Origin of the sequence: Serratia sp. PF-27 (genome assembly GCF_030053255.1) — a bacterium.
GTDB lineage: Bacteria > Pseudomonadota > Gammaproteobacteria > Enterobacterales > Enterobacteriaceae > Serratia > Serratia bockelmannii.
This window is the reverse complement of sequence record NZ_JASGBT010000002.1, coordinates 79,424-98,253: the sequence shown is the minus strand read 5'-3', so window position 1 is coordinate 98,253 and position 18,830 is coordinate 79,424. Positions and strand designations below refer to the sequence as shown.

Here is an 18,830-nt window from a genome sequence, read left to right as displayed (position 1 = left end):
AGAAACGAAGGAACGACGATAACAATGATTCTGATAATTTATGCTCACCCGTATCCCCGGCATTCGCATGCCAATCAGCGCCTGCTGCAGGCGGTGAGGGATCTCCCCGAGGTAGAGGTGCGCTCGCTGTATGAGCTGTACCCCGATTTCAATATCGATATCAACGCCGAGCAACAGGCGCTGGAGCGCGCCGACCTGGTGGTGCTGCAGCATCCGATGCAGTGGTACAGCTTCCCGCCGCTGTTGAAGCTGTGGATCGACAAAGTGCTGGAGCACGGCTGGGCCTACGGCCACGACGGCAATGCGCTGGTGGGTAAAGACTGCCTGTGGGCAGTGACCAGCGGCGGCGACGAGCACCACTTCGAGCTGGGCGACTTTCCTAACTTCGCTACGCTGGCGCAGCCGCTGCAGGCTACGGCGATCTATTGCGGCATGAACTGGCAACCTTATTTCGCCGTGCACAACACCTTTACCTGCAACGAGCCGGCGCTGCTCGCCGCCGGCGAAGCCTACCGCCAGCGGTTGGTTGACTACCTGATGGAACATGCCGAAGCGGAAACCCGGGAGGCCAGCCATGGATAACCATCACATGATGATCGAGGGACTGATCTACCTCGGCTCCGCGGCGCTGTTCGTGCCGATCGCGGTGCGACTGGGGCTGGGCTCGGTGCTTGGCTACCTGATCGCCGGCTGTATTATCGGCCCCTGGGGGCTGAAGCTGGTGTCGGATGCCGAGTCGATCCTGACCTTCGCCGAGATCGGCGTGGTGCTGATGCTGTTTATCATCGGCCTGGAGCTGGATCCCAAGCGGCTGTGGACGCTGCGCGCCTCGGTGTTCGGCGGCGGCAGCATCCAAATGGTGGGCTGTGGCCTGGCGCTGAGCGCCTTCTGTTACTTCCTCGGCCTCAACTGGAAGGTGGCGCTGCTGATCGGTTTGACGCTGGCGCTTTCATCTACCGCCATCGCCATGCAGGCGATGAGCGAACGCAACCTGACGCCGTCGCCAATCGGCCGCAGTGCGTTTGCGGTGCTGCTGTTCCAGGATATCGCGGCGATCCCGCTGGTGGCGATGATCCCGCTGCTCGCCAGCAGCGGCGCCACCACCACGCTGGGCGCTTTCGTACTGTCGGCGGCCAAGGTGGTGGGCGCGTTGACGATGGTGGTGCTGCTCGGCCGCTACGTCACCCGCCCGCTGCTGCACTTTGTCGCCCGTTCGGGCATGCGCGAGGTGTTCAGCGCCGTGGCGCTGTTCCTGGTGTTCGGTTTTGGCATCCTGCTGGAGATGGCCGGACTGTCGATGGCGATGGGGGCGTTCCTCGCCGGGGTACTGCTGGCGAGCTCGGAATACCGTCACGCGCTGGAGAGCGATATTCAGCCGTTCAAGGGGTTGCTGCTGGGGCTGTTCTTTATCGGCGTTGGCATGTCGATTGACTTCGGCACCCTGTTCCATCACCCGCTGCTGATCGCCTCGCTGCTGCTGGGCTTTATGTTGATCAAGGCGGCGCTGCTGTGGCTGATTGGGCCGCTGCTCGGGGTGCCGAAGCGCCAGCGCGGCCTGTTCGCCATTCTGCTGGGCCAGGGCAGTGAGTTTGCCTTTGTGATTTTCAGCGCCGCGCAGCTGGCCGGCGTATTGCCGGTCGAATGGGCCAAGTCGCTGACGCTGGCGGTAGCGCTGTCGATGGCGGCCACGCCGCTGTTGTTGGTGATCGCCGCGCAGCTGGAAAAAAATGCGCCGAAAGAGGAGCGCCCGGCTGACGTCATCGACGACGAGAATGCCAGCGTGATCATTGCCGGCTTCGGCCGTTTCGGCCAGATCGCCGGCCGTTTGCTGTTGGCCAACGGCGTGCACACCGTGGTACTGGATCACGATCCGGACCATATTGAAACGCTGCGCAAATTCGACACCAAGGTGTTTTACGGCGACGCCACGCGGGCCGATCTGCTGGAGGCCGCCGGCGCCGCTCACGCCAAGGTGCTGATCAACGCCATCGACGATGTGGAAGACAGCCTGGCGTTAACCGAGCTGGCCAGGCAGCACTTCCCGCATCTGAAGGTGGTGGCGCGGGCGCGCGACGTCGATCATTGGTATCAGCTGCGGCAGCTAGGGGTGGAAAAACCGGAGCGCGAAACTTTCGAAAGCTCGCTGCGCATCGGCCGTGAAACGCTGGAACTGCTGGGGCTGGACGCCTATGAGGCGCGCGAGAAGGCGGACACGTTCCGCCGCTATAACCTGAAAATGTTGGAAGACACGCTGGAGAATTATCAGGATACTGAATTCCGTATCGCCAGCCTGCAGCGAGCCAAGGAGATGCTCAGTGCGGCCATCGAGCAGGATCAGAATCGGCTGTCGCGGGTGCAGCAGACCGGCTGGCGCGGCAGTATCGACGGCAAGGCGCCGGAAGATGAGGTGGTGGAAGCCAAAGGATAACAGCAGGGGCGCCGTAATGGCGCCCCGTTTTTTTGCTTAGCTCAACGCGACCTTGATCCCTAAGGCGATCAGCATGCCACCCAGCAATTTGTCGACGACCTTCTGCGTCTTTTCCAGCCCGCGGCGCACCGGCCCGCTTTGGATCAGGAACACCAGCAGCGGCCACCAGATGACCGACAGGCCGAGAATAATCCTCGCGTACCACAGCTTGTCGCCCAGACCGGAATCGATCTGCAGCACCTGGGTAAATACCGCCAGGAAGAACAGGGTGGCTTTCGGGTTCAGCAGGTTGCACAGGTAGCCTTGCGCAAAGGCGCTCTTCAGGCTGACCTGCTGCTGCGGCAGATTGCTGACGTTCATTTTGCCGCCGCCGCGCGACAGCAGCGCCTGGATGCCGATCCACACCAGATAGACCGCCCCGGCGTATTTCAGCAGGTTAAACAGCCACGGCGTGGTGGTGATCACCACCGCCAGCCCGGCGACGCAGTAGGACATGTGGGTGGCGACACCGCATATCACGCCGAATGCGGTCATCATGGCGGCTAGCCGAGGATAGCGGGCGGCGTTTTTGATCACCAGGAAAAAATCCGGGCCGGGGGAGAGCATGCCGAGGGCGGCAATGCCGGCGACGAACAGCGAAGTTTCAAGCATGGGAGCGTCTCGCGCAAAAGACAGAGTTCTGGCGATAATAACGCCGCTTCCTCTGATGCGCATCAACCCAATGAGGTATTGTTAGGCTCTATGATAATAATTCATCTACCGCCAGCGACGGAGCACCATGCAGCAGACTACCGCCACAGAGAGGCCGGAGCCGCACCGGCAACAGCGTGAAATTACCCGCTTGTGCATTCAATGCGCGCTGCTGCTGTTGCAGCACGGCGCCGAGAGCACGGTGGTGGAACAGCTGTCGACCCGCCTGGGGTTGGCGCTGGGGATGGACAGCGTGGAAAGTTCAATCTCCGCCAATGCGGTGGTGTTGACCACCCTCAGCCACGGCGCCTGCCTGACCACCACCCGCAAGAATGTCGATCGCGGCATCAATATGCAGGTGGTGACCGAAGTGCAGCATATCGTGATCCTCGCCGAGCATCGCCTGGCGGATGCGCACGACGTGGCGCGTCGCTTTGAAAGGATCCGGCCGCTGCGCTACCCGCGCTGGCTGGTGGTGCTGATGGTGGGCCTGTCCTGTGGATGTTTCAGCATGCTCAACGGCGGCGGCGGCGACGCCTTTTTGGTGACCTTTATCGCCAGCGGCGCGGCGATGCTGGTGCGCCAGATCCTCACCGCCCGCCAGATGAATCCGCTGATCAATTTTTGCCTGACGGCGTTTGTCGCGACGTCGATCTCCGGACTGCTGCTGCGCCTGCCGGCGTTTAAAGACACCTCGAGCGTGGCGATGGCCGCCAGCGTGCTGTTGCTGGTGCCGGGCTTCCCGCTGATCAACGCAGTGGCCGATATGTTTAAGGGGCACGTCAACACCGGGCTGGCGCGCTGGGCGATGGCCAGCCTGCTGACGCTGGCGACCTGCATCGGGGTGGTGATGGCGATGTCGCTGTGGGATCTGCGGGGGTGGTCATGAATCTGCTGTGGGCATTGTTGCAGGAGATGCTGTTGGCGGCGGTACCGGCGCTGGGCTTCGCCATGGTGTTCAACGTGCCGCTGCGCGCGCTGCGCTATTGCGCGTTGCTCGGGGCAATCGGGCGCGGCTCGCGCATGTTGATGATGCACGCTGGCATGAATATCGAGTGGGCGTCGCTGCTGGCGGCGATCCTGATCGGTATCATCGGCATCTACTGGTCGCGCTGGCTGTTGGCGCATCCGAAGGTATTCACCGTGGCGGCGGTGATCCCGATGTTCCCCGGCATTTCCGCCTATACCGCGATGATAACTGTGGTAGAGATCTCGCATCTTGGCTACAGCGAAGCCTTGATGGAGACCATGATCACCAACTTCCTCAAGGCCAGTTTCATCGTCGGCGCGTTGTCGATCGGCCTGTCGTTACCGGGCCTGTGGCTGTATCGCAAACGCCCCGGCGTGTGAAATTTCCCGGCGGGCGATCGTTGGTTATTAGATATGCTGATAAGAGCTATCTTATATATTCATCTTGCTTGATTAGCCTATCGACGGCACTCAGGCCTTTACGTATAGTGTCACCAATTTTGCTGCCTACACAGGGTTAAACAATGATTATCAGCCTGATCGCTGCCTTGGCGGCGGATCGCGTTATTGGCATGGAAAACGCCATGCCGTGGCACCTGCCGGCGGACCTGGCGTGGTTTAAACGCAACACGTTGAATAAGCCGGTTATTATGGGCCGCAAGACCTTCGAGTCCATCGGCCGCCCGCTGCCGGGCCGCCACAATATCGTTTTGAGCAGCCGTCCGGGCAGCGAAGCCGGGGTGACCTGGGTGACCTCGCTGGATGAGGCGCTGGCCGCCGCCGGTGATGTGGAAGAAGTGATGGTGATCGGCGGTGGGCGCATCTATACCCAGCTGCTGCCGCGCGCCGATCGCCTGTACCTGACGCACATCGACGCCGAAGTCGGCGGCGATACTCACTTCCCGGATTACGAGCCGGACGAGTGGGAAACCACGTTCAGCGAATTCCACGACGCCGACGAGCTGAATTCGCACAGCTACTGCTTCGAAATCCTGCAGCGCCGCTGATTTCAGCGCGTTAGCCAGCTATCCCCGGGGGCGCAAGCAATTGCGCCCCCGGTCTTTTTGCGCCGGTCATTCGTAACCTTTCCGTCACATTACCTGATTAGTATGAAGCCCAACTCCGAGCGCCACGGCAACTCTGGTGAATCTTGACCGCGGCGCCATAACTAAAAAGGTAACCACGTTATGACCAAGCAAATTGAGCAATTAGACGCCGACCGCCTGATCGATCCCACTCGCCGCAAGCTGCTGCTCGGCAGCGCCGGCGCCGTCGGCCTGGCCGGTTTTCTCGGCGGCGGCATCTGGTCGGTCTCCGCCGAGGCGTTAGCCGAGGATCTGCCGCCGAACACGCTGCTGGGTTTCCGGGGCATCGCCGCGTCTACCGCCGATGAAGTGACGATAGCGCCAGGCTACCGCGCCGAGGTGCTGATCTCCTGGGGCGAGCCGCTGGTGGACGGCGCGCCGGCCTTCGATCCGCAGGGCAACAACAGCGCCGCCGATCAGGAAAAACAGTTTGGCGACAACAACGATGGCATGAGCTTCTTCCCTATCGATGACAATCACGGCGTGATGGCCATCAATAACGAATACGTTAACGAGCAGTACCTGTTCGCCCACGGCGGCGCCAAGGCCACCAGCCTGGAAGAGGTGCGCAAATCGCAGGCGGCGCACGGCGTCTCCATTGTCGCGGTCAAGCGGGTCGGCGACGGCCAGCGCTGGGCGGTGGAGCGCCCGTCGCGCTATAACCGCCGCATCACCGCCAACAGCGAGATGCAATTCAGCGGCCCGGCCGTCGGACATCCGCTGTTGCAGACCGCCGCCGATCCGAGCGGCCGCAAGGTGCTGGGCACGTTCGGCAATTGCGCCAACGGCAAGACGCCGTGGGGCACCTACCTGACCTGCGAGGAAAACTTCGACACCTATTTCGGCACCCGTCAGGCCGATTATCGAACCACGCCGGAACAGAAGCGCTACACGCTGAAGGTCAACGAACCGGAGCGCAACTGGCCGGACTATGACGAGCGCTTCGATGTGGCGAAGAATCCCAACGAATTCAACCGCCACGGCTGGATCGTCGAGATCGATCCGTTGAATCCGACCTCGACGCCCATCAAGCACACCGCGCTCGGCCGCTTCAAACATGAAAACGCGGCGGTGACCGTGGCCAAAGACGGCCGTCTGGTGGTGTATATGGGCGACGACGAGCGCGGTGAACATATCTATAAGTACGTTTCCAAAGACGTGGTCGACGCCGCTAACCCGGCCAACAATCGCACGCTGCTGGACGAGGGAACGCTGTACGTGGCGCAGTTCGACGGCGACGCCGCCGGCACGCCGCTGAAGGGCAAAGGGCGCTGGATTGCGCTCGAGTTCGGCAAGAACGGCCTGACGCCGGAGAACGGTTTCCGCGATGAGGCCGAAGTGCTGATCTTCGCCCGCAAGGCGGCGCAGCAGGTCGGCGCCACCAAGATGGATCGCCCTGAGTGGATCGCGGTCAACCCGCATGACGGGCGCGCGTACTGCACGCTGACCAACAACAGCAAGCGCGGCGAGGAAGGGATGCCGTTGAACGCCGCCAACCCGCGACCGAACAATATCTACGGCCAAATCATTCGCTGGGACGAGGGCGGCGACGCCACCGCCGACGTCTTCGCCTGGGACATCTATGCGTTGTGCGGCAACCCGATCGCCCACCCCGAAGGCGTCAACCGCGGCACGCCGAATATCACGGCGGAAAATACCTTCAACAGCCCGGACGGGCTGGGCTTCGATCGCGCCGGCCGCCTGTGGATCCTCACCGATGGCAAGTACAGCAACAAGGGCGATTACGTCGGGCAGGGCAACAACCAGATGCTGGTGGGCGATCCGGTCAGCGGCGAAATTCGCCGTTTCATGGTGGGGCCAAAGTCCTGCGAACTGACCGGCATCACCTTCACCCCGGACTACAAGACGATGTTCGTCAACGTACAGCATCCGGGAGAAGAGGGCGATTCGCACTTCCCGAACAACAGCCCGCGCCCGCGTTCATCGGTGTTGATGATCACGCGTGAAGATGGCGGAGTGATTGGAGCGTAAGGCGGCAATCAATACAGAACAAAGGCGGCCACCGGGCCGCCTTTATCGTTTCAGGATGCGGCTAATCTGCCGGCGTGGTCAGGCGCTTCGCCGCGATTGGCGGGTTGCGTGAAGTAACGGCGGTCTTCCCAGCGCAGCATCGTCAGATCGCCGCCCCAGCAGCAGCCGGTATCCAGCCCGATCACGCCCTCCGGCGTACCCTTGCCTTCCAGCGAGGCCCAGTGGCCGAAGATGATGGTGTATTCCGGATCCACCAGGCGCGGCAGCTCGAACCACGGTTTCAGCGGCGCCGGCGCGCTGCCCGGCGCATCTTTGCAGATCATGTCGAGCTGGCCGTTGGGGAAGCAGTAGCGCATGCGCGTCAGCGCATTGGTGCTGAAACGAAGGCGCGCCAGGCCGCTCAGCTCCGGCGCCCAGTTGTTCGGCATGTCGCCGTACATGGCGTCGAGGAACAGCGGATAGCTGTCGCTGCTCAATACCGCCTCCACTTCGCGTGCGCACATTTTCGCGGTGTCGATGTCCCACTGCGGGGTGATGCCGGCGTGGGCCATCACCAGCTTTTGCTCATCATCCACCTGCAGCACCGGTTGGCGGCGCAGCCAATTGATCAGCTCGTCGGCGTCCGGCGCTTCCAGCAGCGGCGTGATGCGATCTTTGGGTTTGTTGCGGCTAATGCCGGCGTAAACCGCCAGCAGGTGCAGATCGTGGTTGCCCAGCACCATGCGCACCGCCGGGCCGAGCGAGCGCACATAGCGCAGCACGTCCAGCGAGGCGGGGCCGCGCGCCACCAGATCGCCGGTCAGCCACAGTTGATCGCGCTCGGGATCGAAAGCAGCCTGAGCCAGCAGCGACTTCAGTTCATCGAAACAGCCGTGAACGTCGCCGATAAGGTATGTCGACATAGTTAATGGATCAGCGTTGGAATGGCTAAGCGGAACACGGGAATAGCGGTGCGGAACGGCTGACCCTGATGGTCCACCATTTCGTAATGGCCTTCCATGGTGCCCAGCGGCGTTTCCAGAATGGCGCCGCTGGTGTACTGAAACTCGCCACCGGGCGGAATGACGGGCTGTTCGCCGATCACGCCTTCGCCCTGGACTTCGGTCTGACGGCCGTTGCTGTTGGTGATCAGCCAGTAACGGCCCAACAGTTGCACGTCGGTCCGCCCCAGATTGCGGATGGTGATGGTATAGGCGAAGACGTAACGCTCTTCTTCAGGGATCGACTGTGATTCCACATAGATGCTCTGAACCTGAATACACACGCGGGGCGAATCAATCATGACAACAACTCCTTATTGCTGCGGCGCCGGATTGGCTGACAGCCAGTTCGCCAGCTTGCAGTACTGCGCCACAGAAATATTTTCTGCTCTGAGCGAAGGATCGACGCCCAGCTCCGTCAGCTGCTCCGGCGTGAACAGGTCGCCCAGGCTATTGCGGATGGTTTTCCGCCGCTGGTTGAATGCCTGCGTGGTGATGCGGCTCAGCATGCGCACGTCGCCCACCGGGTTCGGCAGCTCGGTGTGCGGCACCAGACGCACCACGGCGGAATCGACCTTCGGCGGCGGCGCGAACGCGGTCGGCGGCACTTCCAGCACCGGAATGACGTTGCAGTAGTACTGCGCCATCACGGTCAAACGCCCGTAGGCCTTGCTGTTCGGGCCGGCCACCAGACGGTTGACCACCTCTTTTTGCAACATAAAGTGCATGTCGCGGATTGCCTGAGTATAGCTGAAAAGGTGGAACATCAGCGGCGTCGAAATATTGTACGGCAGGTTACCAAATACGCGCAGCGGTTGGCCAGCTTCCTCGGCCAGTTCGGCGAAATTCACCGTCATGGCGTCCTGCTGGTGGATGGTCAGCTTGTCTTTCAGCCGCGGGTGGTTCTCCAGCCGGGTGGCCAGATCGCGGTCCAGTTCGATCACCGTCATGCGGTCCATGCGCGCGCCGACCGGCTCGGTCAAGGCGCCGAGGCCGGGGCCGATCTCGACCACCGCTTCGCCCGGCTGCGGGTGAATGGCGGAGACAATGCTATCGATGACAAACTGATCGGTTAAAAAGTTTTGTCCAAAGCGTTTGCGGGCAAAGTGCCCTTGGTGGACTCTGTTATTCATTACAATTAATTATCATTTTAATGGCGAGATTCAGGGCCGTTTGGAAACTGCCGACATCGGCGGTGCCGGTGCCGGCCAGTTCCAGAGCGGTACCGTGGTCGACCGAGGTGCGTATGAAAGGCAAACCGAGGGTGATATTCACCGCGCGGCCGAACCCTTGGTATTTTAGCACCGGCAGCCCCTGATCGTGATACATCGCCAGCACCGCATCGGCATCTTGCAGATATTTGGGCTGGAACAGGGTGTCCGCCGGCAGCGGGCCGACAAGATGGATGCCGTCAGCGCGCAGCGCGTCGAGCGCCGGGATGATGGTGTCTATCTCTTCGCGCCCCATATGGCCGCCTTCCCCGGCGTGGGGATTCAGACCGCAAACGTAAATGTGCGGCTGGGCGATGCCAAATTTGGTTTTCAGATCGTGGTCGAGGATGCGGATGACTTCGAACAGGCTCTGCTGCGTGATGGCGCCCGGCACCGCCAGCAGCGGCAGGTGGGTGGTCGCCAGCGCCACGCGCAGCTCTTCGGTCGCGAGCATCATCACCACGCGATCGCAGCGGCTGCGATCGGCAAAGAATTCGGTATGGCCGATAAACGGCACGCCGGCGTCGTTGATCACGCCCTTGTTCACCGGGCCGGTGATCAGCGCCGCGAACTCGCCGTTCAGGCAGCCGTCGCAGGCGCGCGCCAGGGTTTCCACCACGTAGGCGCTGTTGCCGACGTTCAACTCACCGGCGGTAACCGGGTGAGCGAGCGGGACCGGTAGCACGGTCAGCGTGCCGGCGCGTTGCGCTTCGGCCGGTTGCTGCGGCTGGTAGTCGCGCAGCGTCAGCGGCAGGCCCATACGCTTGGCGCGTTCAAGCAGCAGGGCCGGATCGGCGCACACCACCAGCTCAACAGGCCAATCCTGTTGCGCCAGCGCGGCCACCAAATCCGGCCCAACCCCGGCAGGTTCGCCGGGGGTAATGACGACGCGTTTATTGCTGTGCATCGCTGCCATCGAGGATCTTCACGTAAGCCTGGGCGCGCTGTTCCTGCATCCAGGTCTGCGCTTCTTCGGCGAACTTACGGTTGAACAGCATACGGTAAGCGCGATCTTTCTGCGCAGCGTCGGTCTTATCCACCTGGCGGGTATCCAGCAACTGGATCAGGTGCCAACCGAAGGAGGAGTGGACCGGCGCGCTGATTTCACCCTTGCTCAGCTTCAGCAACGCATCGCGGAAGGCCGGATCGTAGATGTCCGGGGAAGCCCAGCCCAGATCGCCGCCCTGCATCGCAGAACCCGGATCTTGCGACAGCTGTTTGGCTTCGTCGGCAAACTTGGCGCGGCCGCTCTTGATCGCTTCCGCCACGGATTGCAGTTTGGCGCGAGCCTGGTCGTCGGTCAGCACCACTGAAGGTTTCAGCAGGATGTGACGGGCGTGCACTTCGGTGACCGACACCGACTGGCTGGCGCCGCGAATGTCGTTCACTTTCAGGATGTGGAAGCCGACGCCGGAACGGATTGGGCCGACGACGTCGCCTTTCTTGGCGCTCACCAGACGTTCCGCGAACAGGGTCGGGATTTCTTGCAGTTTGCCCCAGCCCATGTTGCCACCTTTCAGCGCCTGAGAGTCGGCGGAGTAGGTGATCGCCAGCTTGCCGAAGTCGGCGCCGCTGTTGATCTCACCCACCAGACGTTTGGCCAGCTCTTCGGCTTTGTCGACCTGCTGCTGCGACGGGTTTTCCGGCAGCGGGATCAGGATGTGGCTGATGTTCATTTCGGTGTCGCTGCCGTTCTGTGCGCCCACCTGTTTGGCCAGTGCGTCCACTTCCTGTGGCAGGATGGTGACGCGGCGGCGCACTTCGTTGTTACGCACTTCGGAGATCAGCATCTCTTTGCGGATCTGCGCGCGGTAGGTGTTGTAGTTCAACCCTTCGTACGACAGGCGGCTGCGCAGCTGATCGACGCTCATCTTGTTTTGCGCGGCGATGTTGGCGATCGCCTTGTCCAGATCGGCATCGGACACGGTGATGCCCATTTTCTTGGCCATCTGCAGCTGGATGTTATCCATGATCAGGCGTTCGATGATCTGATGGCGCAGCGTCTTGTCGTCCGGCAGTTGCTGGCCGGCCTGCTGGGCGTTGAGCTTGACTGACTGCAACAGACCGTTGACGTCGCTTTCGAGTACCACGCCGTTATCCACGACGGCGGCGACTTTATCCACTTCTTGGGGTGCTGCGAACGCGGCATTGGCGCAAACCACCAATCCGAGAATAAGCGTTCTCCAGTTCTTCATACATTTCCCATTATGTAATCCGCAAATGCGGGTGAAAGTTCTCGTTTTCAAAGTGTTGCAAAGCGTCAGAATGCGCGCTGATACGGCAGGATGCCGGAGCGCAGCATTTCTGCGGAGCCGAGACTATGATCGCTGCTCAGGCCGCGCAGTTCGACGTTGAACGAAACTCTGTTGTCGTAAACGCTGGTATTGTTGCTGTTGTTCCAGTCGGTGATCTTGCGCTCATAGCCCAGCGTCACCGCCCAGCAGCAGGTGTTGTACTTCAGCCCCACCAACTGATCGGCGGATTGTTTGGCGCGGGTGTCGTAGTAGTACGCCCCGACCACCGCCCAACGATCGGCGATCGGCCAACTGCCGGTGATGCCCACCTGCGAGATGCCGTCCTGGAAGGCCGGAACCGTTTTGGTGTTCAACGCCGTCTGGATATATTCCGGCGTGGCGTAACGGTAGTTCAACTGCACCACGCGCTCGGCGTCCTGGCGGTATTCCACCACGCCGTTGCCCAGCGAGACGCTGTTCAGGCGGGTGTCGTACTGCAGGCCGCCGCGCAGGCCCCAACGATCGTCGATTTTCCAATAGGTATCGCCGGCCCAGGCTACGCTGCCGGTATCATCGTTGTTGTCGTAACCGGTCATCTGGTCACCGGTACGCGAACGGCTGAAGTAGTAGATTTGACCCACGGAAGCGTTAAAACGTTCAACCAGGGCGTCATCATAAATGCGGGTGGTCAAACCGGTAGAGACGCGGTTCTGCGAAGCGATGCGATCCAGGCCGCTGTAGGTGCGATCGCGGAACAGGCCGGAGTAGTCGGTCTGCAGCAGCGTGGTGTCGTAGGTGTAGATGTTGCTCTGGTCGCGGTACGGCACATACAGGTACTGCACGCGCGGCTCCAGCGTCTGGGTAGCGCCCTCGGCCCAGATCATCGGCCTCTCGAACACCAGCTTGCCGTCGACTTTGAACTGCGGCAGTACGCGGTTGACCGAATCATCGAGCTCCGGCGCGGCAGCGTTTTTGCGGCTCTGGTAGTTGGCAGCGAAACCGTCAGGAATATCCTGCTGGTAGTGGGTCGCCATCACCTTGGCTTCGGTGTTCAGGCTGGCCCAGCCGTTAGTGAGCGGCAGACTCAGCGTCGGCTCCATGTGCAGACGGGTGGCGTCAGGGCTATATGGGTTGACGCTGGTGAACTTGGCCGCCTGGCCGTAAATATGGAAGTCGAACGGGCCGATGTCGTTCTTGTAGTAGTTCAGGTCCAGCTGCGGCTGAACTTTATACGAGTCCGACTGTGAACGATCGGTGTCGTCGTAGATCTGGAACTGCTTGGAGCTCAGCGTGGCGTTCCAGTTTTCGTTGGCGTAGCCGAGGCTGAATTTCTGCGTGGCGTAGCCGTCGGTGGTGGAACCGTATTTGGAGTCCAGATCGGTGAAGTATTTGGAATCGCTGACCTTGGTGTAGTCGACGTTGAAGCGCCATACCTGATCCATGACGCCGTTATGGTTCCAGTAGAACAGCCAGCGTTTGTTGTCGTCATGATCTTTGCCGTATTCCTTGTCGTCCGGCAGCCAGTCGAACTCCATCAGGCCGAGGCCCGGCTGCACCAGATAACGGAACTCGGTCTGCCACTGCAGGCCGCGCTTGGACATATAGTGCGGCGTGATGGTGGCGTCGTAGTTCGGCGCGATGTTCCAATAGTACGGCAACATGAACTCGAAGCCATTGTTGCTGCCGTACTTGGCGTTCGGGATCAGGAAGCCGGAACGGCGCTTGTCGCCGACCGGCAATTGCAGGTACGGGCTGTAGAACACCGGCACGCCGCCGATGCGGAAGCGGGCGTTCCAGATTTCCGCCACCTGCTCTTCGCGATCGTGGATCACTTCGGAACCGACCACGCTCCAGCTGTCGTCGCCCGGCAGGCAGGAGGTAAAGGTGCCGTTTTCCAGGATGGTGTAACGGTTGGCGCCGCGCATTTTCATCTTGTCGGCGTCGCCGCGACCCTGACGGCCTACCATCTGGTAGTCGCCTTCATAGACGTCGGTATCTTTGGTATTCAGGTTCGACCAGGCCTTCGGGCCTTTCAGTTTGATCTGATTGTCGCTGTAGTGCACGTCGCCGGTAGCGGTGACGGTGCGCACCGGATCCGTCTGGCCGGGGTTTTCCGTCTGGTTCAGCTCAACTTCTTTGGCGGTCAGGGTGCTGTTACCCTGCTCGATATGCACGTTGCCGCTGAACAGGGCGCTTTTCGGGTAGTCGGCGCGCGAGTCATCGGCATTGATGGTCACCGGCTGGCTGTTCGGATCGCCGCTGACCAAAGGCTTGTCGTAAACGGGAACGCCAAGCATGCATTGCTCGGCCAGATCAGCCAGCGCATGCTGACTGTAGAGTGCCGTCCAAATCATCGTGGCCAGCAGTGTTGGGAAACTTTTTTTCATACGCGGTTTTGGTGTTCCGTCATCAGAGGCGTCGTGTCCGGCAAACGGTCAGAGACTATATTACTCATCTGCGTTGCGCTAGTGCTAAATCCAGCCGTTTACTTGCGTCGTCGTTAGGCGCAAAGATAAATGACAGGTATGATAATCCAAATTCTAGGAAAAATCGCCTGCGCCCTTTCCTGAAACGGAGGAGAGCGGGCGGCTTTCGGCATGATAATTGAGGAGTATATGCAGTATTGGGGAAAACTGCTCGGCGTCATCGTCGCCATCTGGTCTGGCGCGGGATTCTGGGGTGTAGTTCTGGGGCTGATTATCGGTCATATGATCGATACGGCGCGCAGCAACAAGCGCAGTCGGGGGTTTTTCACCGACCAGCAAACGCGGCAAACGCTGTTTTTCCGCACCACTTTTCAGGTGATGGGCCACCTGACCAAATCCAAAGGACGCGTCACCGAGGCGGATATTCAGATCGCCAGCCTGTTTATGGATCGCCTTCAGCTGCACGGCGAAGCGCGCACCGCGGCGCAGCAGGCGTTCCGCGAGGGCAAACAGAGCCAGTTCCCGCTGCGTGAGACGCTGCAGCAGTTCCGCAGTATCTGTTTCGGCCGCTTCGATCTGATTCGGATGTTTCTGGAAATTCAGATACAGGCGGCGTTCGCCGACGGCTCGCTGCACCCGAACGAACGTCAGGTGCTGTATGTCATCGCCGAAGAGCTGGGCATTTCGCGCGCGCAGTTCGATCAGTTCCTCAGCATGATGGAGGGCGGGCGTCAGTTCGGCGGCGGTCAGCAGGGCGGGTATTCGCAGGGCGGCTATCAGCAGGCTCAGCGCGGCCCGACGCTCGACGATGCGTGCAAGGTGCTTGGCGTGCGCAGCAGCGACGATGCCGCCACCATCAAACGCGCCTACCGCAAGCTGATGAGCGAACACCATCCGGATAAGCTGGTGGCGAAAGGCTTGCCGCCGGAGATGATGGAAATGGCCAAGCAGAAAGCGCAGGAGATCCAGGCGGCGTACGACCTGATCAAACGCGAGAAAGGTTTTAAATAACGATACCCGTCATACTTCGAGCTGCAGGTGTGTTGGCTGCCCGCGCTTACACCGGTCACGTACTTTTTGTACGCTCCCGGGGCTGCGCTTAGTTGCCGCCTTCCTGCAACTCGAATTATTTAGGGTATCTCAGGGTGATGAGCTCAGAAATCCGGCTCGGCGCGAAAGTGCATCGGCGTCTGGAAGGCGGGGTGGGTGATGCGCAACTCCTGCGCGTGCAGCTGCAGCCGCGGCGCCATCGCTTTGGCTTCCGGCGGGGCGTAGAAACCGTCGCCGAGGATCGGGTGTCCCAGCGCCAGCATGTGCACCCGCAGCTGGTGCGAGCGGCCGGTGATCGGCGTCAGCTTCACGCGGGTGCTGCCGTCGGCGTCGCGCGACAGCACCCGATATTCCGTCTGCGCCGCTTTGCCGGTGTCAAAACACACTTTTTGCAGCGGCCGGTTCGGCCAGTCGCAGATCAGCGGCAAATCCACTAACCCTTCATCATGCGCCATATGTCCCCAAACGCGGGCGATATAGGATTTCTTCGGTTCGCGTTCGCGAAATTGACGCTTTAGCTCACGCTCGGCGGCCTTGTTGAGCGCCACCACGATCACCCCGCTCGTGGCCATATCCAGCCGGTGCACCGATTCGGCGGCCGGATGATCGGCCTGAATGCGGGTCATCAGGCTGTCTTTGTTTTCCGGGGCGCGGCCGGGTACCGACAGCAAGCCGCTGGGCTTGTTGACCACCATGATGTGTTCATCCTGATACAGGATGTGCAGCGGGTCCTGCGGGGGATTGTAGGGTTCCATCTTGGCTCCGCGAAAAGGGCCGAACGGGGAGACGGTGGCCTCCCCGCATCGCGCCGGTTATTGGTGGGTGACCACCACCAGACGAATGGCGTCGAGACGCCAGCCGGCTTCATTGAGGTTGGCCAGCACCTGACGGCGGTTGAACTCCAGCGTCTCGACTTCGTCGTCGCGGATGTTCGGGTTGACCGCCTTCAGCGCTTCCAGACGCGCCAGCTCTGCGCTCAGCTTGTCGTCCGCCTCTTGCTTCGCCTGTTCGATAAGCTGGCGTGCCTGCGCTTCCACCAGGCTTTCCGCCTGCTGCAGCATGGCGTGCACGTCTTGTTGCACGGCATTGACCAGCTTGCTGGAGGTGTGGCGGTTGACCGCGTTCAACTGACGGTTGAAGCTTTCGAACTCGACCTGCGCCGCCAGGTTGGTGCCCTTGCGATCCATCAGCATGCGGATCGGCGTCGGTGGCAGGAAGCGGGTCAGCTGCAGGTGTTTCGGCGCCTGGGCCTCCACCACATAGACCAGTTCAACCAGCAGGGTGCCAACCGGCAGCGCTTTGTTTTTCAACAGGGACACCGCGCAGCTGCCGGTATCGCCGGACAGGATCAGATCCAGGCCATTGCGGATGATCGGGTGCTCCCAGCTGACGAACTGCGCGTCTTCGCGCGACAGCGCCTGATCGCGGTCGAAGGTCACGGTGCAGCCGTCCTGCGGCAGGCCCGGGAAGTCCGGCACCAGCATATGGTCGGACGGCGTCAGCACGATCAGGCTGTCGCTGCGGTCTTCCTGATTGATGCCGACAATGTCGAACAGGTTGAGCGCGAAGCCTACCAGGTTGACGTCGTTATCCTGCTCGGCGATGGCGGCGGCCAGCGCTTGGGCTTTGTCGCCGCCGTTGGAGTGCATCTCCAGCAGGCGGTCGCGGCCCTGTTCCAGCTGCGCTTTCAACTGATCGTGCTGCTGGCGGCAGGCGTGGATGAATTCGTCCAGGCCTTCCTGCTCGGTCGGCGCGGCCAGATAGCCGATCAACTGCTCGTAGCAGCTGTCGTAGATGGTGCGGCCGGTCGGGCAGGTGTGTTCGAAGGCGTCGAGCCCTTCGTGGAACCAACGGCCCAGCACCGCCTGCGCGGTGTGCTCCAGGTAAGGCACCATGATCTGGATATCGTGCATTTGGCCGATACGGTCCAGACGGCCGATACGCTGTTCCAGCAGATCCGGGTTGAACGGCAGATCGAACATCACCAGCTGGCTGGCGAACTGGAAGTTGCGGCCTTCGGAGCCGATCTCGGAACACAGCAGCACCTGCGCGCCCTCCTCTTCGGAGGCGAAGTAGGCGGCGGCGCGGTCGCGCTCGATGATCGACAGCCCTTCGTGGAACACCGCGGCGCGGATCGCTTCACGCTCGCGCAGCACCTGCTCCAGCTGCAGCGCGGTGTCGGCTTTGGCGCAGATCACCAGCACTTTTTCGTTACGGTTGGCCAGCAGGTAGTCCAGCAACCACTCGACGCGCGGGTCGAAGTTCCACCAGGTGGCGTTTTCGCCTTCGAATTCCTGGTAGATCTGCTCCGGATACAGCATGTCGCGCGCGCGCGCTTCGACGGATTTCTTGGCGCCCATGATGCCGGACACTTTGATCGCGGTCTGATACTGGGTTGGCAACGGCAGCTTGATCTGGTGCAGGTTGCGGTGCGGGAAGCCCTTCACGCCGTTACGGGTGTTGCGGAACAGCACGCGGCTGGTGCCGTGGCGATCCATCAGCATGGCCACCAGCTCCTGGCGCGCCTGCTCGGCGTTGTCGCCTTCGCTGTTGGCCGCTTTGAGCAGCGGTTCGATGTCCTGCTCGTCGATCAGCTCGCCCAGCAGGTTCAGCTTGTCGTCGGCCAGGCGTTCACCGCTCAGCAGCAGGGTGACGGCGTCGGCCACCGGACGGTATTTTTGCTGCTCGGCAACGAACTCGCCGTAGTCGTGGAAACGGTTCGGATCGAGCAGGCGCAGGCGCGCAAAGTGGCTCTGTTGGCCCAGCTGCTCCGGGGTGGCGGTCAGCAGCAGCACGCCGGGGATATGCTCGGCCAGCTGTTCGATCACCTGATATTCGCGGCTCGGCGCTTCTTCACTCCAGGCCAGGTGGTGCGCTTCATCGACCACCAGCAGATCCCACTGGGCGTCCGCCAGCTCTTCCAGGCGCTGCTTGTTGCGGCGCACGAAGTCCAGCGAGCAGATCACCAGCTGTTCGGTCTCGAACGGGTTGCTGCTGTCGAGCTTGGCTTCGGCGTAGCGGCTGTCGTCGAACAGCGAGAAGTAGAGGTTGAAGCGGCGCATCATCTCCACCAGCCACTGGTGCTGCAGCGTTTCCGGCACCACGATCAGCACGCGTTCGGCGCGGCCCGCCAGCAGTTGCTGGTGGATGATCATGCCGGCTTCGATGGTTTTGCCGAGGCCGACTTCGTCCGCCAGCAGAACGCGCGGCGCATGGCGCTGGCCGACTTCATGAGCGATGTGCAGCTGGTGCGGGATCAGGCTGGCGCGCATGCCGCGCAGGCCGGCGAACGGCAGGCGATACTGCTCGCTCTGGTATTTGCGGGCGCGAAAACGCAGCGCGAAACGATCCATGCGGTCGATTTGGCCGGCGAACAGGCGATCCTGCGGCTTGCTGAAGGTCAGTTTGCTGTCCAGCAGCACTTCGCGCATCGCCACGCCGCTTTCCTGGGTGTCCAGGCGGGTGCCGATATAGGTCAACAGACCGTTTTCCTCTTTCACCTCTTCCACCTGCAGCTGCCATCCCTCGTGGCTGCTGACGGTATCGCCCGGGTTGAACATCACGCGGGTGATCGGCGAATCATTTCTGGCATAGAGGCGGTTTTCACCGGTGGCGGGGAAAAGCAGGGTAACCATGCGCGCGTCCAGCGCCACGACGGTGCCCAGTCCTAATTCGCTTTCCGTATCGCTGATCCAGCGTTGACCAAGAGTAAAAGGCATATATTGTCGGCTCGATTCTTTGTAAGTAAGTCTTGTTACCGGGCGG

16 protein-coding genes are annotated in these 18,830 nt (G+C 61.4%); 7 read left to right on the top strand and 9 right to left on the bottom strand.

Features of this window, described 5'->3' with window-relative positions:
• The first annotated feature begins 24 nt into the window (after positions 1 to 24).
• Together kefF and kefC are read left to right on the top strand one after the other, a co-directional pair.
• Positions 25 to 582, top strand: coding sequence for a glutathione-regulated potassium-efflux system oxidoreductase KefF (kefF, locus tag QMZ29_RS00765; RefSeq protein ID WP_025301534.1), 558 nt, complete (start codon positions 25 to 27; stop codon positions 580 to 582).
• On the top strand, positions 575 to 2,428 hold the full coding sequence (gene kefC / locus QMZ29_RS00760) for a glutathione-regulated potassium-efflux system protein KefC (protein WP_025301535.1): 1,854 nt from the start codon (positions 575 to 577) through the stop codon (positions 2,426 to 2,428). Before kefF ends, kefC begins: the two co-directional genes overlap by 8 nt.
• Positions 2,429 to 2,464: 36 nt before the next feature.
• Here kefC and QMZ29_RS00755 read toward each other — a convergent pair whose 3' ends face one another.
• Complete coding sequence (locus QMZ29_RS00755; RefSeq protein WP_283003029.1) at positions 2,465 to 3,079, bottom strand: LysE family translocator; 615 nt, start codon at positions 3,077 to 3,079, stop codon at positions 2,465 to 2,467.
• Between the two features lie 127 nt (positions 3,080 to 3,206).
• Between QMZ29_RS00755 and QMZ29_RS00750 the strand changes: the two genes are divergently transcribed.
• The 4 genes from QMZ29_RS00750 (at position 3,207) to QMZ29_RS00735 (ending at position 7,164) form a co-directional block, all read left to right on the top strand.
• Positions 3,207 to 4,007 carry a threonine/serine exporter family protein gene (locus tag QMZ29_RS00750; protein WP_261427449.1) on the top strand — a complete coding sequence of 267 codons (801 nt, stop codon included), beginning with the start codon at positions 3,207 to 3,209 and terminating at the stop codon, positions 4,005 to 4,007.
• A complete protein-coding gene (locus tag QMZ29_RS00745) occupies positions 4,004 to 4,468 on the top strand; it encodes a threonine/serine exporter (RefSeq protein WP_015376621.1) in 465 nt (154 codons plus the stop codon). The genes QMZ29_RS00750 and QMZ29_RS00745 overlap by 4 nt, the downstream gene beginning before the upstream one ends.
• A 143-nt stretch (positions 4,469 to 4,611) precedes the next feature.
• Positions 4,612 to 5,094 (top strand): type 3 dihydrofolate reductase, encoded by a 483-nt coding sequence (gene folA, locus QMZ29_RS00740; protein ID WP_261427451.1) that lies wholly within the window; start codon positions 4,612 to 4,614, stop codon positions 5,092 to 5,094.
• Positions 5,095 to 5,274: 180 nt separating this feature from the next.
• Positions 5,275 to 7,164 (top strand): PhoX family protein, encoded by a 1,890-nt coding sequence (locus tag QMZ29_RS00735; protein WP_261427453.1) that lies wholly within the window; start codon positions 5,275 to 5,277, stop codon positions 7,162 to 7,164.
• Positions 7,165 to 7,214: 50 nt separating this feature from the next.
• Here the strand turns inward: QMZ29_RS00735 and apaH are convergent, their stop codons facing one another.
• The 6 genes from apaH to lptD form a co-directional block, all read right to left on the bottom strand.
• Positions 7,215 to 8,066 (bottom strand): bis(5'-nucleosyl)-tetraphosphatase (symmetrical) ApaH, encoded by an 852-nt coding sequence (gene apaH, locus QMZ29_RS00730; RefSeq protein ID WP_043135986.1) that lies wholly within the window; start codon positions 8,064 to 8,066, stop codon positions 7,215 to 7,217.
• 2 nt (positions 8,067 to 8,068) lie between these two features.
• The gene (apaG, locus tag QMZ29_RS00725) at positions 8,069 to 8,446 is read right to left on the bottom strand and encodes a Co2+/Mg2+ efflux facilitator ApaG/CorD (protein WP_016929119.1); all 378 of its coding nucleotides are present in this window, start codon (positions 8,444 to 8,446) and stop codon (positions 8,069 to 8,071) included.
• Between the two features lie 12 nt (positions 8,447 to 8,458).
• Positions 8,459 to 9,277: a 16S rRNA (adenine(1518)-N(6)/adenine(1519)-N(6))-dimethyltransferase RsmA gene (gene rsmA, locus QMZ29_RS00720; protein WP_025301542.1), complete on the bottom strand. Its 819-nt coding sequence runs from the start codon at positions 9,275 to 9,277 to the stop codon at positions 8,459 to 8,461.
• The gene (gene pdxA, locus QMZ29_RS00715) at positions 9,270 to 10,262 is read right to left on the bottom strand and encodes a 4-hydroxythreonine-4-phosphate dehydrogenase PdxA (RefSeq protein WP_049205446.1); all 993 of its coding nucleotides are present in this window, start codon (positions 10,260 to 10,262) and stop codon (positions 9,270 to 9,272) included. The genes rsmA and pdxA overlap by 8 nt, the downstream gene beginning before the upstream one ends.
• Positions 10,249 to 11,550 (bottom strand): peptidylprolyl isomerase SurA, encoded by a 1,302-nt coding sequence (surA, locus tag QMZ29_RS00710; RefSeq protein ID WP_025301544.1) that lies wholly within the window; start codon positions 11,548 to 11,550, stop codon positions 10,249 to 10,251. The genes pdxA and surA overlap by 14 nt, the downstream gene beginning before the upstream one ends.
• Before the next feature lie 65 nt (positions 11,551 to 11,615).
• Complete coding sequence (gene lptD, locus QMZ29_RS00705; RefSeq protein WP_025301545.1) at positions 11,616 to 13,976, bottom strand: LPS assembly protein LptD; 2,361 nt, start codon at positions 13,974 to 13,976, stop codon at positions 11,616 to 11,618.
• Between the two features lie 228 nt (positions 13,977 to 14,204).
• Here lptD and djlA point away from each other — a divergent pair, with 228 nt between their 5' ends.
• Positions 14,205 to 15,026: a co-chaperone DjlA gene (gene djlA / locus QMZ29_RS00700; protein ID WP_025301546.1), complete on the top strand. Its 822-nt coding sequence runs from the start codon at positions 14,205 to 14,207 to the stop codon at positions 15,024 to 15,026.
• 143 nt (positions 15,027 to 15,169) lie between these two features.
• Here djlA and rluA read toward each other — a convergent pair whose 3' ends face one another.
• Positions 15,170 to 15,820, bottom strand: coding sequence for a bifunctional tRNA pseudouridine(32) synthase/23S rRNA pseudouridine(746) synthase RluA (rluA, locus tag QMZ29_RS00695; RefSeq protein WP_043135978.1), 651 nt, complete (start codon positions 15,818 to 15,820; stop codon positions 15,170 to 15,172).
• Between the two features lie 57 nt (positions 15,821 to 15,877).
• Positions 15,878 to 18,784: an RNA polymerase-associated protein RapA gene (rapA, locus tag QMZ29_RS00690; RefSeq protein ID WP_060448173.1), complete on the bottom strand. Its 2,907-nt coding sequence runs from the start codon at positions 18,782 to 18,784 to the stop codon at positions 15,878 to 15,880.
• Positions 18,785 to 18,830 lie beyond the last annotated feature (46 nt).

Bases quoted from the DNA above. Each gene is read 5' to 3' on its own strand.
- QMZ29_RS00755 (WP_283003029.1), bottom strand. From the start codon at position 3,079: ATGCTTGAAACTTCGCTGTTCGTCGCCGGCATTGCCGCCCTCGGCATG.
- pdxA (WP_049205446.1), bottom strand. From the start codon at position 10,262: ATGCACAGCAATAAACGCGTCGTCATTACCCCCGGCGAACCTGCCGGG.
- rluA (WP_043135978.1), bottom strand. From the start codon at position 15,820: ATGGAACCCTACAATCCCCCGCAGGACCCGCTGCACATCCTGTATCAG.
- QMZ29_RS00745 (WP_015376621.1), top strand. From the start codon at position 4,004: ATGAATCTGCTGTGGGCATTGTTGCAGGAGATGCTGTTGGCGGCGGTA.
- QMZ29_RS00750 (WP_261427449.1), top strand. From the start codon at position 3,207: ATGCAGCAGACTACCGCCACAGAGAGGCCGGAGCCGCACCGGCAACAG.
- folA (WP_261427451.1), top strand. From the start codon at position 4,612: ATGATTATCAGCCTGATCGCTGCCTTGGCGGCGGATCGCGTTATTGGC.
- rapA (WP_060448173.1), bottom strand. From the start codon at position 18,784: ATGCCTTTTACTCTTGGTCAACGCTGGATCAGCGATACGGAAAGCGAA.
- kefC (WP_025301535.1), top strand. From the start codon at position 575: ATGGATAACCATCACATGATGATCGAGGGACTGATCTACCTCGGCTCC.
- rsmA (WP_025301542.1), bottom strand. From the start codon at position 9,277: ATGAATAACAGAGTCCACCAAGGGCACTTTGCCCGCAAACGCTTTGGA.
- apaH (WP_043135986.1), bottom strand. From the start codon at position 8,066: ATGTCGACATACCTTATCGGCGACGTTCACGGCTGTTTCGATGAACTG.
- QMZ29_RS00735 (WP_261427453.1), top strand. From the start codon at position 5,275: ATGACCAAGCAAATTGAGCAATTAGACGCCGACCGCCTGATCGATCCC.
- apaG (WP_016929119.1), bottom strand. From the start codon at position 8,446: ATGATTGATTCGCCCCGCGTGTGTATTCAGGTTCAGAGCATCTATGTG.
- djlA (WP_025301546.1), top strand. From the start codon at position 14,205: ATGCAGTATTGGGGAAAACTGCTCGGCGTCATCGTCGCCATCTGGTCT.
- kefF (WP_025301534.1), top strand. From the start codon at position 25: ATGATTCTGATAATTTATGCTCACCCGTATCCCCGGCATTCGCATGCC.
- surA (WP_025301544.1), bottom strand. From the start codon at position 11,550: ATGAAGAACTGGAGAACGCTTATTCTCGGATTGGTGGTTTGCGCCAAT.
- lptD (WP_025301545.1), bottom strand. From the start codon at position 13,976: ATGAAAAAAAGTTTCCCAACACTGCTGGCCACGATGATTTGGACGGCA.